The sequence below is a fragment of the Rhizobium subbaraonis genome, from assembly GCF_900220975.1.
Classification (GTDB): domain Bacteria; phylum Pseudomonadota; class Alphaproteobacteria; order Rhizobiales; family Rhizobiaceae; genus Mycoplana; species Mycoplana subbaraonis.
Window position 1 is genome coordinate 242,745 of the sequence record NZ_OBQD01000003.1, and the last position, 14,660, is coordinate 257,404.

At 64.3% G+C, this 14,660-nt stretch carries 8 protein-coding genes; all 8 read right to left on the reverse strand.

Features of this window, described 5'->3' with window-relative positions; all coding sequences use genetic code 11:
• Nucleotides 1–2: 2 nt before the first annotated feature.
• Nucleotides 3–2,207, reverse strand: coding sequence for a 1,4-alpha-glucan branching protein GlgB (glgB, locus tag CRO48_RS05620; RefSeq protein WP_097137138.1), 2,205 nt, complete (start codon nt 2,205–2,207; stop codon nt 3–5).
• Nucleotides 2,207–4,669 carry a glycogen/starch/alpha-glucan phosphorylase gene (locus CRO48_RS05625; RefSeq protein ID WP_097137140.1) on the reverse strand — a complete coding sequence of 821 codons (2,463 nt, stop codon included), beginning with the start codon at nt 4,667–4,669 and terminating at the stop codon, nt 2,207–2,209. Before CRO48_RS05625 ends, glgB begins: the two co-directional genes overlap by 1 nt.
• A gap of 207 nt (nt 4,670–4,876) precedes the next feature.
• A complete protein-coding gene (locus CRO48_RS05630) occupies nt 4,877–6,127 on the reverse strand; it encodes a vWA domain-containing protein (protein WP_097137142.1) in 1,251 nt (416 codons plus the stop codon).
• A 214-nt stretch (nt 6,128–6,341) separates the two neighbouring features.
• Complete coding sequence (locus CRO48_RS05635; RefSeq protein ID WP_097137144.1) at nt 6,342–7,229, reverse strand: transglutaminase family protein; 888 nt, start codon at nt 7,227–7,229, stop codon at nt 6,342–6,344.
• A gap of 12 nt (nt 7,230–7,241) precedes the next feature.
• Nucleotides 7,242–9,593 (reverse strand): circularly permuted type 2 ATP-grasp protein, encoded by a 2,352-nt coding sequence (locus CRO48_RS05640; protein ID WP_097137146.1) that lies wholly within the window; start codon nt 9,591–9,593, stop codon nt 7,242–7,244.
• 63 nt (nt 9,594–9,656) lie between these two features.
• Entirely contained in the window at nt 9,657–12,971 is a 3,315-nt protein-coding gene (locus CRO48_RS05645) for a transglutaminase family protein (protein WP_097137148.1), read from the reverse strand.
• Between the two features lie 96 nt (nt 12,972–13,067).
• Entirely contained in the window at nt 13,068–13,835 is a 768-nt protein-coding gene (locus tag CRO48_RS05650) for a VOC family protein (protein ID WP_097137150.1), read from the reverse strand.
• Nucleotides 13,836–13,907: 72 nt separating this feature from the next.
• A complete protein-coding gene (locus CRO48_RS05655) occupies nt 13,908–14,642 on the reverse strand; it encodes a DUF899 domain-containing protein (RefSeq protein ID WP_097137152.1) in 735 nt (244 codons plus the stop codon).
• Nucleotides 14,643–14,660: the final 18 nt, after the last annotated feature.

Consider the following 14,660-nt stretch of genomic DNA (forward strand, 5'->3'; position numbering starts at 1 on the left):
CGTCATGCATCCTGTTCCAGCATCAAAGTCGCCAGCGGCGGCAATGTTATCATGGCTGAAACGTTCCCGTTCTTGTCTCTTGTCGCCTGCACTGCGCCGCCATTCCCCTTGCCCGAGCCGCCATAGATGTCGGCATCGGTGTTGAGAATCTCCTTCCAGCGGCCCTCGCCCGGCAACGGTATTCGGTAGGCTTCGCGGTAGACTGGCGTGAAGTTGGTGACGACCGCGATCGTCTTTTCGCCCGGCGCCTTGCGCAGCCAGGCGAAGACGGAATTGTCGCGATCGTCGGCCAGCAGCCACTCGAACCCTTCGCCTTCGCAATCGCGCGCGTGCAGGGCCACCCGGCGCCTGTAGGTGCCGTTGAGGTCGCGCACCAGCCGGCGCATGCCTTCATGCATGCGATATTCGAGCAGGTTCCAGTCGAGCGCGCGATCCTCGCTCCATTCCCGCCACTGGGCGAATTCCTGCCCCATGAACAAGAGCTTCTTGCCGGGGTATCCCCACATGAAGGCGTAGTAGGCGCGCAGATTGGCGAACTTCTGCCAGTCGTCGCCCGTCATCTTGGCGATCAGCGAGCCCTTGCCATGGACCACTTCGTCATGGCTCAGCGGCAGCACGAAGTTCTCCGTGAAGGCATAGAGCAGGCCAAAGGTCATGTCGTTGTGGTGGAACTTGCGGTGCACCGGCTCGCGCGACATGAATTGCAGCGTGTCGTGCATGAAGCCCATGTTCCACTTGAAGCCGAAGCCGAGGCCGCCTTCGTGGACGGGATGGGACACCTTCGGCCAGGAGGTCGATTCCTCGGCGATCGTCATTACGCCCGGCTGGGTGCCGTAGACGCGGGAATTCATCGTCTGCAGGAAGCGCACGGCCTCCAGGTTCTCGTTGCCGCCATATTCGTTCGGCACCCACTCGCCGTGCTTGCGCGAGTAGTCGAGGTAGAGCATGGAGGCGACCGCATCGACGCGCAAACCGTCGATATGGAACTTCTCGGCCCAGTAGAGGGCGTTGTTGATCAGGAAGGCCAGCACCTCCTGACGGCCGAAATTGTAGATCGCCGTGTTCCAGTCGGGATGAAAGCCCTGGCGGGGGTCTTCATGTTCGTAGAGCGCAGTGCCGTCGAACCAGCGCAGGCCGTGCTCGTCGGTCGGGAAATGGGCCGGGACCCAATCCAGGATGACGCCGAGGCCCACCTTGTGGGCGCCGTTGACGAAGCGGGCGAATCCTTCCGGTTCGCCGAAGCGCGCCGTTGGCGCATAGAGCCCGGTGGTCTGGTAGCCCCAGGACGGGTCGTAGGGATATTCGGAAATCGGCAGGAATTCGATGTGGGTGAAGCCCATGTCCACGCAGTAGGGGATCAGCCGGTCCGCCAGTTCGTCCCAGGAGAGCATTTCGCCGTTGTCGCGCCGCTGCCAGGAGGCTGCGTGCACTTCGTAGATGGAGATGGGCTGGCGGCGGGCGTCGGCGCTGGCCCAGAAGGCGCGATGGGCCTCGTCCTCCCATTCTTGATCGATCTCGCCCGTGGTCATCGACGCGGTGCGCGGACGCAGTTCGGAGCGCCGTGCGAAGGGATCGGCCTTCAGAGGCAACAGTTCGCCATTCTTGCCGACGATCTCGTATTTGTAGGCGCTGCCGGCGGTCACGCCGGGCAGGAAGATCTCCCAAATGCCGGTGTCGCCGCGCCGGCGCATGACGTGGCGGCGGCCGTCCCATTCGTTGAAATCGCCGACGACGGAGACGCGCTGCGCGTTGGGCGCCCAGACGGCGAAATGAAAGCCGTCGATACCGTCGAGCGTCAGCGGATGGGCACCCATGCGGTCGAACAGCCGCAGGTGCGATCCCTGCCGCATATAGTAATCGTCCATCGGGCCGAGCACGGGGCCGAAGGAATAGGGATCGACGACGATCCATTCGCCACCTTCATTGCGCGCGCGGTAGCGGATGGGCTGCAGCTTGCGAATGGAGACGGAGCCGGCGAAGACACCCGCGGCATCGAGGCGATCGAGATTTCCAATCGTCTTGCCGGCCATTGTTTCGGCAGAGACGGTTTCGGCATTCGGGATGAAGCAGCGCGCGACGAACTTGTCATCGACCTGCTGGATGCCGAGTACGGCGAAGGGATCCGAATGGCGGCCGTCCAGAATTGCCTCGATTTCGGCCTTCGCCAGACCCGTCGATTGCTTTGCCAGCGGGTCTTTTTTTGCCATCAAGCGCCCCAGATCTCGGTCGCGTACTGACGGATGGTCCTGTCGGAGGAGAACCAGCCCATCCGCGCCGTGTTCAGGACCGCCTTGGAGTTCCAGGCGGCCGTGTCGGACCAGAGCGCATCGACGTCGCGCTGCGCCTTGGCATAGGCATCGAAGTCGGCCGCGACCATGAACCAGTCGTGGTTGTAGAGGCCGTCGATCAGGCCGGCAAAGCGGCCACGGTCGTCGGGAGAGAACACGCCCGAAGAGATGGCCGACAGCGCCTGCGACAGCTCCGGCGAACCCTCGATGATGGCGCGCGGGTTATGGCCCTCGGCGCGAACCCGGGCGACTTCGTCTGCGGTCATGCCGAAGATGACGATGTTTTCCGCGCCCACGTGGTCGCGCATTTCGACATTGGCGCCGTCGAGCGTCCCGATCGTCAGCGCGCCGTTCAGCGCGAACTTCATGTTGCCGGTTCCCGACGCTTCCATGCCTGCCGTCGAGATCTGCTCGGAAAGGTCGGCTGCCGGAACCATGACCTCGGCAAGCGAGACGTTGTAGTTCGGAACGAACACGACCTTGAGCAGGCCGCGCACGGCGGGATCGTTGTTGATGACGCGGGCGACGTCGTTCGCCAGTTTGATGATCAGCTTGGCATTGTGATAGCTCGGCGCCGCCTTGCCGGCGAAAAGCTTGACGCGGGGTACCCAGTCGAGTTCCGGCCGCGAACGGATCTGGTCGTAGAGCGCCACGGCCTCGACGATGTTGAGCAGCTGGCGCTTGTATTCGTGGATGCGCTTGATCTGGATGTCGAACATGGCGCCCGGATCGAGGCGGACGCCGATCCTGGCCTGCACAAGATTGGCGAGCCGCACCTTGTTCTCGCGCTTGATCGCGGCGAAACGCTCGCGGAAGGCGGAATCGCCGGCGAAGCGGTCGAGCGCCTTCAGCTGTTCGGCGTCGTCCTCGAAGGCGTCACCGATCGATTCGCGAATGAGGTTGAACAGGCCGGGATTGCACTGCATCAGCCAGCGCCGTGGCGTGATGCCGTTGGTCTTGTTGTTGATGCGGTCGGGGTAAAGGCGGTGAAGGTCGGCGAAGACCGTCTCCTTCATCAGTTCCGTGTGCAGCGCGGAGACCCCGTTGACGGAATGCGAGCCGACGAAGGCGAGGTTGCCCATCCGCACCCGGCGCTCGCCGCCTTCCTCGATCAGCGAGATGTTGCGGACGCTCTGGTCGTCGGCGCCGCGTTCCTTGCGGGCCTCGATCAGGATCTTCGCGTTGATCGCGTAGACGATCTGCATATGCCGCGGCAGCAACCGCTCGAAGAGCGGAACCGGCCAGCTCTCCAGCGCCTCGGGCAGAAGCGTGTGGTTGGTGTAGCCGAAGGTGCGACGGGTGAGGTCCCAGGCGGTATCGAAATCAAGACCGTGCATATCGGTCAGCAGGCGCACGAGCTCGGCCACCGATACCGCCGGATGCGTATCGTTCAGCTGGATCGCGACCGCATCCGGCAGCGAGCTGAAATCCGGATACTGCTGCAGGTGGCGGCGCAGGATGTCCTGCAGCGAGGCGGACGAGAAGAAGAACTCCTGGCGCAGGCGCAGTTCCTGACCGGCGGGCGTGGCGTCTGCCGGGTAGAGAACCCGCGTCAGGCTCTCGGCCTTGTTGCTGTCGCGCAGCGCGCCGATGTGGTCGCCGGCGTTGAAGGCGTCGAGAAGGATCGGATCGATCGGGTTTGCCGCCCAGAGGCGGAGCGTGTTGACGCGCTTGGCGCGCCAGCCGACGGCCGGCGTGTCGTATGCGGTTGCGATCACGCGCTCGGCGGGCTTCCAGACAAAGCGCTGCTTGCCGTCGCCGAGATCCAGCGTCTCGACAGCCCCGCCGAAGCCGATTTCATAGGAGCTTTCGCGTCGTTCGAATTCCCAGGGATTGCCGTGCGCCAGCCAGGTCTCCGGAAGTTCCACCTGCCAGCCGTCGGCGATCTGCTGACGGAAGAGGCCGTGAACGTAGCGGATGCCGTAACCATAGGCCGGCACATCGGTCGTCGCCATGGATTCGATGAAACAGGCGGCAAGCCGGCCGAGACCGCCATTGCCGAGTGCCGCGTCCGGTTCGAGCTCGGCGATGATGTCGATATCGACGCCGAGCGAGGCGAGCGCCTCGCGCATCTCATCCATCAGGCCGATGTTCGTCATCGCGTCGCGCATCAGTCGGCCGATGAGGAACTCGAGCGACAGATAGTAGACGCGCTTGGCACCGGTGGCGTAGGTGCGGCGCGTCGAATCCATCCACTTGTCGGTGATGCGGTCGCGTACGACCAGGATCGCCGCCGTCAGCCAGTCGTGTGGCTTGGCGACCTTCGGGTCCTTGCCGATGCGGTATTTCAGGCGTTCCACCAGCTCGGTCGCAAGCTGCGACGGCTCGGTGGATCGTGGTGCGGGAGCGGGGATTTCGTTGGCGGAGACCCTGTTCATCATGGGTGGTAACGAAGCCCTTCTCTACTGATCGGCAGACACAAAACGTGGCGATTTGACGCAATTTTGCATCTATCCGAAGCGCTTGCAATACAGCGCTGGAAGAAAGGAGCCATGCGGTGGGTGCACGGCGGATGGCCAGGAAATAGACAGAGGCCCGCTGTCCGATCCGGACGGCGGGCCTTGTGAATGTGCGGGGTTTGCGAAAGTCTAATGCGTCAGGCGGGCATAGGCGCCTGCGGCTCGTTCGCCGATCGTCTTGAAGGCGGCGACCAACTGGGCCATGTCCTTGGCCTCATAGTAGTGTGAGGTCGTGGTCGAGCAGTACTGCAGAAGCTCCTGTCCGCGCTTCGGGGCCATGAAGGCCACGGTGTAGACCTCGATCTTGGCCGTGCGGGCAAGATCGCAATAGGCCTTCGTCTCCTTGTCGGACTTCTTCGAATTGGAGTCGTTCGAGCTGCCGTTGTAGGCGGTGTTTTCGCCGTCGGTCATGAAGACGATGTACTTGGTCGGAACCTGGCCGTTCTTCTCCTTGTGGTATTCTTCCTCGGTCTTCTCATTCGACGTGTCGGAGATCGTCAGCTTCTCGTAAGCCTTGCCGAAGGCGGCATGTGAATCGGTACCGCCCTCCGGCTGGGTCGGCAGCGCATTGACGTAGGCGAGGGCGGCGTCCGTGCCCCAGGCAAACGTCGTTTCAGTCTGCATTTTGTCGTTGTAGGACACCGCGGCCGTGCGAACGAGCTCCTTGTTCGGGTCTGCGGTATTCAGCTGCGTCACGAGATTGGCGACCGCCAGTTTCAGCGCGCCGATCTTGCGGGTGTAGCAAGGCTTCGTCTCGGAGATGTTGCTGCCCCAGTTCTTCTCCGTCCAGTTCTTGCACTTCTGCGTGCTGCTGGCGATATCGTTGGTGATGAACGACATCGAGCCGGAGCGGTCGAGCACGAGGAACATCGAAAGTGCGTTCTTCGATTCCGTGGCGCTCTTGGCCGAGGTCGACGCGTTCACGGTGGAGACGTCCTTGACCAGCAGGCGGGTGAGCGGGTTGAGGTCCACGCCATACTGGGCATTGATCTGCACCACGAACTGTTTTCCGGTGCCGACCGTCGCAATCTGCTGGATATCGATTTCGGAGTTGGACAGAAGCTCCAATTTCTCCTTGGCCGCCTCGTCGTCGAGATCGCTGCCGTCCTGCATCTGCGTCTTGAGGAACTGCATGGCCAGAAGCTTTGCGTCCGCCTCCGTGTACTTGTCGTTTGCCAGCGCCGAGGCGGCTGCAAGGGCTGCCGAGTCGGCCGCATCCTGCAGCCGCGACTTCGTCATCATGATCTGCGTCAGGTCGATAGAGATGCCGCCGGCGCCCAGCAGCACCGGAAGCAGCAATGCCGTCATCATGCCGAAGTTACCGCGACGGTCCTTTATCAGGCGGGAAAGGACACCCTGTTTTTCCGTTGCCAGTTTCATTTTGGAAGCCACCCCATCGTCATAATGTTGCAGCGACGATAGCGTGGAAAAATTATCCGCCGGTTTCGGCAAAAGCTAAAATTGGAGGCATATGCGAAAAAGAGCCCGGAAAGCAGTGGGTTGCGGGTGGTGGCCGGTGTCTCCAATCGGGACTCGCAGGCAGGCCGCCGGCCGCCTGTGCCAAAATCGGACAACCCCTCCGGTTTGCCTTTGCCTAACCCTGCGGGGTCACGGGAATGACGTCGACGGCCTGTGACGTCGTCTGCTGGCCGTAGCTCTTGACGATGCCGATGACGGGTGCCACGTCGGCGTAGTCGCGGCCATAGCCGACGACGATGTGGTCGCTGCCGGCGGGGATGTTGTTGGTCGGGTCCAGCTCGATCCAGCCGGTCACGCGCCCGCACCAGAGGCGCACCCAGGCGTGCATTGCGTCGGCGCCTTCGAGCCTCTCCTTTCCCGCCGGCGGGATGGTGCGCAGGAAGCCGCTGACATAGCCTGCGGGAATGCCGAGGCTGCGCAGCGCCACGATCATCACATGGGTGAAATCCTGGCAGACGCCACGCTTGAGGCGGAATGCCTCGATGGGGGTGGTCTCCACCGACGTCGCTTCGGCGTCATAGGTGAAGTCTGCATGGATGCGCTCGCAGATCGCGTTGCCGATCTCCTGCACGGTCATACCGTCGCGGGCGATCGAGCGCGCGTACTCGGCAATCACCGGACAATGGGGCAGGCGGGGGCTGTGACCGGTGAAGTGGTGGGGCGATGCCGGATCGAGAGACCAATAGGCCGCGATCTCCCTGGAAAGCTCGCCCGGGCGCGGCGAAAAATCCGGAAGGTCCTCGCGGATATCCACCTGCACCCGTGCCTGCATGTCAACCTCCAGCCGGTCATGGGCATTGCGGAAGAGGATCGAGGTCGCCGAGTTCTCGAAGAAATCGACGAGGCCGTTGCGCTCCACCGGCTGGGGGACGATGTCGATCGCGCCGGCGATCAGCCGCTGGCGGCCGGGAATCGAGCGCGGCAGGATACGGACCATGTGCCGGCCGCCGGAGACCGCAACCTCGTAGTCGTACTCGATGCGCAGGTTGATGTCGTACAGCATGGTGTGGGGGTCTCAGCTCAGGTAGGTCTGGCCGAGGATATCGGACAGCTTTTCAAGCTCGCCTTCGAAGCGGCGATAGGCCTCGGGCGTCATTCCTTCCGGCGTCATGACGGCGAGGCCCGCATGCAGGCGCATCGCCTCGCGATAGAAGGGAGACATCTGCCCGTTCGAGTAGGCGAAGGGCAGTTGCTCGATCTCCGTCTTGATCTCGTTCAGCTGGTAGAGCACGGAGCGCGGGTTCAGCGGATCGAGCGCGAGAAGATCGGTCACGGTCAGCCGCGCCGTCGCCACGTTGTAGCGGCGGCGGTGGGTCATCACGCTGTCGCCTATCTCCAGAAGCATGTCGAGCGCGCCGTCCGGGGCATCCTCGCCGGCGAGGTGGCGCAGGAGGCGCGTCATGTGCAGGCCGCGCTCGAGATAGCGGCCGATCGAAAGGAAGCGCCAGCCGGTGAAACGGTACATGTTCTCGTGCACGAGGCCGGCAAAGCCCGCGAGCTTGCGCAGCAGGACGGTCATCGCGCGCGTCGCGTCGTCGCCGGGCTGGACGGACGAATGGAAGCGGCGCGCGGTCTTTGCGAGGTCGGCAAGGGCCAGCCAGCCGTCCGGGGAGAAGCGGTCGCGAATGTTGCTGGCGCTGAAAACGGCGCTGTCGATGTTGATCACCAGGCTCGACGGCACGGGCTCGGCCGTGTCGATGTCCAGTTCCTTCAGATAATCGGTGACGTCCCTCAGCAGCGGCTGGTCCGGATCGGCATATTCGGCGAAGCGGCCGTGCCAGGCGCGCAGGATCCGCAGTGCGCCTTCGGCGCGCTCGATGTAGCGGCCGAGCCAGAAGAGATTGTCGGCGGCCCGGCTCGGCAGGCTGCCGGGCATGTTGCGGGTGAAATTTTCGTCGGCGGGCAGCAGTGTCGTCCGGTCGACCGGCTTGTCGCTGACGATCCAGACGTCGGCGGCGGACCCGCCGTCCTGCATGGTGATCGCCGAAACATCGTTGCCGGAGCTGATGCGGGCGAAGCCGCCGGGCATGATCTGCCAGCCGTCGCCGGTGCGGGCGGCGAAGACGCGCAGGCTCATCGGCCGAGGCACCAGCTTGCCGTCGACATAGGCCGGCGTCGTGGAAAGCGTGACGGCCTCCTGACCGACGAGGCCGCTGCCGTCGCTGTCGAGCCAGTCCGTGATCGAAAGCTTGGCGTTTTCGCGCAAGGCGGAGCCCAGCACGGAGCGGCCGTTGTCGTCGAAGAAGGGACGCGTGGAGAAGGCCGGTCCGATAACCATCTTTTCGATATTGGCGGCGACCTGCTCGCGCTCCAGTTTCTGGCCGCACCACCAGGTGGCGATGCTCGGCAGCAGCAGGTCCTCGCCGGTCAGGTGCCGGCAGATGGTTGGCATGAAGGCGAGCAGCGCGCGGGTCTCCAGGATGCCGGTGCCAAGCGCGTTGACGATGCGCACGGAACCTGCGCGCAGGGCCTCGACGATGCCGGGCGTGCCGAGCTGCGACTGGTGGTTCAACTCCAGCGGGTCGGCGAAGCTGGCGTCGAGGCGCCGCCACAACACGCTGACGGGCTTAAGCCCCGCGACCGTGCGCACCATCACCCGGCCGCGAACAACCGTCAGGTCCTCGCCTTCCAAGAGGGTGAAGCCGAGGTAGCGGGCGATATAGGCGTGTTCGAAATAGGTCTCGTTGGCCGGACCCGGCGAGAGCACGGCGATACGGTCGTCCTCGAACTGGCGGCCGGCCAGAAGCGCGTCGCGAAAGGCGCCGAAAAAGCCCGCAAGCCTGTGCACATGCGCTTCGGCATAGACGTCGGAGAAGGCGCGGGCGGTGGCGACGCGGTTCTCCAGCGCAAAGCCGGCGCCCGATGGCGCCTCGGTCCTGTCGGACAGCACCCACCAGTTGCCGTCGGGGCCGCGTCCGACCTCGAAGGAACAGAAGTGCAGGAAGTGGCCGCCGGCGGGCGTCAGTCCCACCAGAGGGCGCAGATATTCGGAATTGGTGCCAATGAGGGATGCCGGCAAGAGGCCCTCCGACACCAGCCGGGCAGGGCCGTAGATGTCGGCCGCGATCATCTCCAGCAGCTCGGCCCGCTGAACCAAGCCGCGCGACAGCGTCTCCCATTCGGACTGATCGATCAGCACCGGTATGTGCGACAACGGCCATGCACGCTCGCCGCCGGCATCCTTGCCATAGGCGCGGTAGAAGACGCCGGCGTCGCGCAGATAGCGGTCGGCGCGGGCGAAGCGGCTTGCCAGTTCCGCCTCGTCCATCCGGCGGAGAGCCGAGAGGAGCGGCTGCCAGACCGGTCGCACGGTGCCGTCGGGGGCGACCATCTCGTCGGCGATGCCCGGCAAGGGCGCATATTTCATGAGCCCCTCCAATACCGGGTTCCCGTCGATACGCTCCGCCTCGGCAGCCGTTGATGTCAAGTCCTACACTCCTGCGGGACGACGAAGATCGAGTGTCAGCGGGAACTCCCGCGAGATGGCTTCTTCGTAAACCCCGTAGCCGCCCGGGGTGTGTCCCCAGGGCTCGAAGCGGGCCAGTCGTCTGGCTTCCGCCTCGTTTCCGTTCACAGGGAAGGTGTCATAGTTTCGCCCGCCCGGATGGGCAACGTGGTAAATGCAGCCGCCCACCGCTCTGTGAGACCATGTATCATAAATGTCGAAGGTGAGCGGCGTATTAACGGGCAGCGCGGGGTGCAGGCCGGAAGCCGGCTGCCAGGCCTTGTAACGGACGCCGGCAACGGCGACGCCGCTCTCCGCGGTCGGCGCGAGCGGCACCCGCCGGCGGTTGCAGGTGACGACATAGCGTTGCGGGTTCGCCGTCTCCAGCTTCACCTGCAGCCGCTCGACGGACGAATCGACATAGCGCACCGTGCCGCCGATGGCGCCCTGCTCGCCCATCACATGCCAGGGCTCCAGCGCCTGGCGCAGCTCCAGCTTCGCGCCCTCGTACTCGACCTCGCCGCAGAAGGGGAAGCGGAATTCCAGCTGGGCTGCGAACCATTCCGGGCGGATTTCGAAGCCGTTCTGCCTGAGATCGGCGAGCACCTCGAGGAAATCCTGCCAGACGTGATGCGGCAGCATGAACCGGTCGTGCAACGTCGTACCCCAGCGGACGAAGGAACCCGTGGCCGGCTTCAGCCAGAAGCGGGCGATCAGTGCCCGGATCAGGAGCTGCTGCGCCAGGCTCATGCGCGCATTCGGCGGCATCTCGAAGCCGCGGAATTCCACCAGGCCCAGCCGGCCGGTCGGGCCATCGGGCGAGAACAGCTTGTCGATGCAGATCTCGGAGCGGTGGGTGTTGCCGGTGACGTCGACGAGCAGGTTGCGGAACAGCCGGTCGACGAGCCAGGGAAGCGGTGGCGCACCCTCGCCGGGGGCGGGCACCTGCGAAAGCGCGATCTCCAGCTCGTACAGGCCGTCGTGGCGGGCCTCGTCGATGCGCGGCGCCTGGCTCGTCGGGCCGATGAACAGGCCGGAAAAGAGATAGGAGAGAGAGGGATGGCGCTGCCAGTGCAGCACGAGGCTCTTCAGAAGGTCCGGCCGGCGCAGGAAGGGGCTGTCGTTCGGATTCTTGCCGCCGACGACGACGTGGTTGCCGCCGCCGGTGCCGGTATGGCGGCCGTCGATCATGAACTTGTCAGCGCCCAGCCGGCTCTGGCGAGCCTCCTCGTAGACGGCGGTGGTGATGTCGACGCAGTCCTGCCAGTCGTAGGCCGGGTGAATGTTCACCTCGATGACGCCGGGATCCGGCGCGACGCGGACGACGTTCAGCCGCTCGTCGTGCGGGGGCGCATAGCCCTCGATATGCACCGGCAGGCCGAGTGCGCTTGCGGCGCGTTCGGCCGCGGCGATGAGCTCGAGATATTCCTCGACGCCTTTGGTCGGCGGCATGAAGACGCAGAGCCTGCCGTCGCGGGGCTCGACGCTGATGGCCGTGCGGACCTTGCCGACGATATCGGACACGACCTGCTCGACCTGTTCCTGCTGGCCTTCGGTGGCGTGGAAGTCCATCGTGATCTGGCGGTGCGGATCGGCAAAGTCCGGCAGGTCGCCGCGTTCGACCGTGGGATCGACGGGGTTGATGTAGGGGTAGGCGGAGGGTGGAATCCAGGGCAGCGAGCCCAGCGGCAGGCGGTAGCCGACCGGGCTGTCGCCGGGGACGAGAAAGAGGCGGCCGCGCCGGGTCTGCCATTTCTCGCTGATCCAGCGCTGGCCGGCGGCACGAGCGTTCCACGCCTGCACGGGCAGCACGTAGCCGCTTGGCCTGGTCAGTCCCCGCTCGAAGACGCGGGCGATGCGGCTTCGAGCTTCCGGATCCTCCAGCTTGGAGTTCGACGGGTCGACGTTGTCGGGGAGGTTTGCTTCCTTCAGGAGCCACTCGCCGGGGTCCTCATAGGCCGGAAGCACCATCTCCGTCTCGATGCCGAGCTCGCCGGCGATCGTCGTCAGGAGACGCTCTGCATCGCCGTCTGACACCGGATGGGTGGCATGTTCCTCGGCGATCAGCTCGGGATCGGACCAGATCGGCTTGCCGTCGCGGCGCCAGTAGAGCGAGAAGGTCCAGCGGGGCAGGCTTTCGCCGGGATACCACTTGCCCTGGCCATAATGCAGGAAGCCGCCGGGGGCGAAGCGCTCGCGCAGGCGCCGGATCAGCGCGTCTGCCTTCTCCCGCTTGGTCGGGCCAACGGCGCCGGTGTTCCATTCCTCGGACTCAAAATCGTCGATGGAGACGAAGGTCGGCTCGCCGCCCATCGTCAGGCGCACGTCGTTGTTTGCGAGCACCTGGTCGACGTCCTTGCCCAGCGCGTTCAGCGCCTCCCAGGATTCGTCGGAGAAGGGCTTGGTGATCCGCGGGTGTTCGGCGACGCGGTCGATCTTCATGGCGAAGTCGAAGCTGGTATTCGCTTCGCCGAAATAGCCGCCGGTGATCGGTGCTGCGTTGCGATAGTGCGGGGTTGCGGCCAGGGGGATATGGCTTTCGCCGGTCAGGAGGCCCGAAGTCGGGTCGAGGCCGATCCAGCCGGCGCCAGGGAGATAGACTTCGCACCATGCATGCAGGTCGGTGAAGTCGTGGTCGGTGCCGGACGGGCCGTCCAGTGCCTTGAGGTCCGGTGTCAACTGGATCAGGTAACCGGAGACGAAGCGCGCGGCGAAACCCAGATTGCGCAGGATCTGCACCAGCAGCCAACTCGAGTCACGGCAGGAGCCGAGCGCGAGCGTCAGCGTCTCCTCGGGCGTCTGCACGCCGGGTTCCATGCGGATGACGTAGTCGACCTTTTGCTGCAGCTTCGCATTGAGACCGACGACCATGTCGACGGTGCGCTGGCGGGAGCGGTCGACGGTGTCGAGGAAGGCTGAAAGCGCCGGCGTCAGCGGTTCCGGCTCGCGGTAGATGTGCAAATCCTCGCGCAGGTCGGCCGGATAGTCGAACGGCCAGTGCTCGGCCTCCTCCTCGACGAAGAAGTCGAAGGGATTGTAGACCGTCATGTCGGCGACGAGATCGACCTCGATCTTCAGCTCGGTCACGGGCTCGGGAAAGACATATCGGGCGAGGTAGTTGCCGTAAGGATCCTGCTGCAGGTTGACGAAGTGATTCGCCGGCGAGACCTTCAGCGAATGGCCGATCACCTTGGTTTTCGAGTGCGCGGCCGGCTTCAGCCGGATGATCTGTGGTCCCAGGCGGACCGGATTGTCATATTTATAGTGGGTCAGATGGTAGATACTGGCCTTGATCGACATCAGCTCGCTTTTCCCCTCGTGACGGTCTTTGCCGCCATCGAGGGGAAGTTTGTGCAATGCAAAGCGAGATTGCAAGGGCCGTGGCGCCCGGGGGCCTCAGCGCCTCGAACCGACGAGGGCGAAATGCGCGCCCTGCGGATCGATTCCCTGGATGATCCATGCGCCGCCGGGCACCTCCATTGGTCCCATGACGACCTGCCCGCCTGCGCCATTGACGCGGTCGATGGCCGCGTCGATCGCATCGACGACGAAGTAGAAGCCCCAGTGCGGCGGTGCGGGGAGGTCCTTCGGCTTCGTCATCATGCCGCCGATCGTCTGGCCGTGCGACTTGAAGAGCTGATAGGTGCCCATCTCGCCCATATCCAGCGCCTCGTCCTTCTCCCAGCCGAAGAGGGAGGCGTAGAACGGCCAGGCGCCCTCCAGATCGCCCGCCATCAGCTCGTGCCAGCCGACGTGGCCGGGAGCCATCTGTTCACCGGCCGGCGGGGGCTCGTCACTAGAGCTGAACAGGCAAAAGGCGGCGCCGTGCGGATCGCCGACGACGGCGAAGCGGCCGATGCCGGGAATGTCTTCCGGCTCCCGGTAGACCTTGCCGCCCTTGGCCGCGATCTCCTTGGCGGTTGCATCGACGCTGTCGACGCCGATGTAGCCGATCCAGGCCGGCGGCATGCCTTCTGCCTCCTTCGGGGTGTTCATCAGGCCGGCTACCATCTGATCGTTTGCCGAAAACACCGTGTAGTTCATATCCGGCATGCCGGCGTCCTTGGCATTCCAGCCGACAACGGTCTTGTAGAACTTTTCGGCCGCGCCGATGTCGCTGGTCATCAATTCGTACCAGACGAACTTGCCTTGGGTATCGGACATGATTTTCTCCTGGATTGTTCGAAGTCTTCGTTGCGGAAGCCGAAGGCGCGCAGGCCCGGTGTCCGACGCTGGCTAGCTGCAGCAGGATTGCGCTTTCGGCGCGTCGCCGTATTCGTCCTTGCGCTTGACGAAGCTCAGCGTGCCGGTCTCGTTGCGGCCCTTCGGTGCGCGGTCGAGCGTCATCAGCGTGCTCAGCAGTTCCTCCCCGCCGCGGGAATATTCCGAATAGGTATGGTACACGGTCCCGTCCTCGTCCCTAAAGAAGGCGCTCATGCCGGGCAGTTCGTCATGGGCGTCCTCGGACGGCGTCTCGCGAAAGTTGTAGTAGACCTTGCCGCGCCCGAGCTCTTCCCTGGTGAAGGAGACGTGATAGTCGAAGTTGAAGTCGCTGCCGTAAGAAGAGTACCACGGGAACTTCCAGCCCATGCGTTTCTTGTAGGCCTCGATCTTTTCCAGCGGCGCGCGGGAAATGCAGATGAAGGTGACGTCGTGGTGGTTGAGATGGGGCAGCATGCCGTCGATGTGATCGGCCATGAACGAGCAGCCGGGGCAGCCGGCTTCCCAGTCCGGACCGAACATGAAATGGTAGACCATCAGCTGGCTGCGCCCGTCGAACAGGTCGGCAAGCGTTTTCCTGCCGGCCGGCGTGTCGAAGGCATAGGCCTTGTCCACCCGCACCCAGGGCAGCGCCAGTCGCTCGGCGCGCACCTTGTCGCGCAGACGGGTCTCCTCCTTCTCCATGGCCAATAGCGCCTGGCGCGCCTTGACCCAATCCTCGCGCGAAACGACTTCGTGCTCCTGTCTCATGTTCGTAACTCCTCTTTC

Excerpts from the sequence above, each read along its gene's own strand:
- glgB (WP_097137138.1), bottom strand. The coding sequence starts at position 2,207 with ATGGCAAAAAAAGACCCGCTGGCAAAGCAATCGACGGGTCTGGCGAAG.
- CRO48_RS05625 (WP_097137140.1), bottom strand. The coding sequence starts at position 4,669 with ATGATGAACAGGGTCTCCGCCAACGAAATCCCCGCTCCCGCACCACGA.
- CRO48_RS05630 (WP_097137142.1), bottom strand. The coding sequence starts at position 6,127 with ATGAAACTGGCAACGGAAAAACAGGGTGTCCTTTCCCGCCTGATAAAG.
- CRO48_RS05635 (WP_097137144.1), bottom strand. The coding sequence starts at position 7,229 with ATGCTGTACGACATCAACCTGCGCATCGAGTACGACTACGAGGTTGCG.
- CRO48_RS05640 (WP_097137146.1), bottom strand. The coding sequence starts at position 9,593 with ATGAAATATGCGCCCTTGCCGGGCATCGCCGACGAGATGGTCGCCCCC.
- CRO48_RS05645 (WP_097137148.1), bottom strand. The coding sequence starts at position 12,971 with ATGTCGATCAAGGCCAGTATCTACCATCTGACCCACTATAAATATGAC.
- CRO48_RS05650 (WP_097137150.1), bottom strand. The coding sequence starts at position 13,835 with ATGTCCGATACCCAAGGCAAGTTCGTCTGGTACGAATTGATGACCAGC.
- CRO48_RS05655 (WP_097137152.1), bottom strand. The coding sequence starts at position 14,642 with ATGAGACAGGAGCACGAAGTCGTTTCGCGCGAGGATTGGGTCAAGGCG.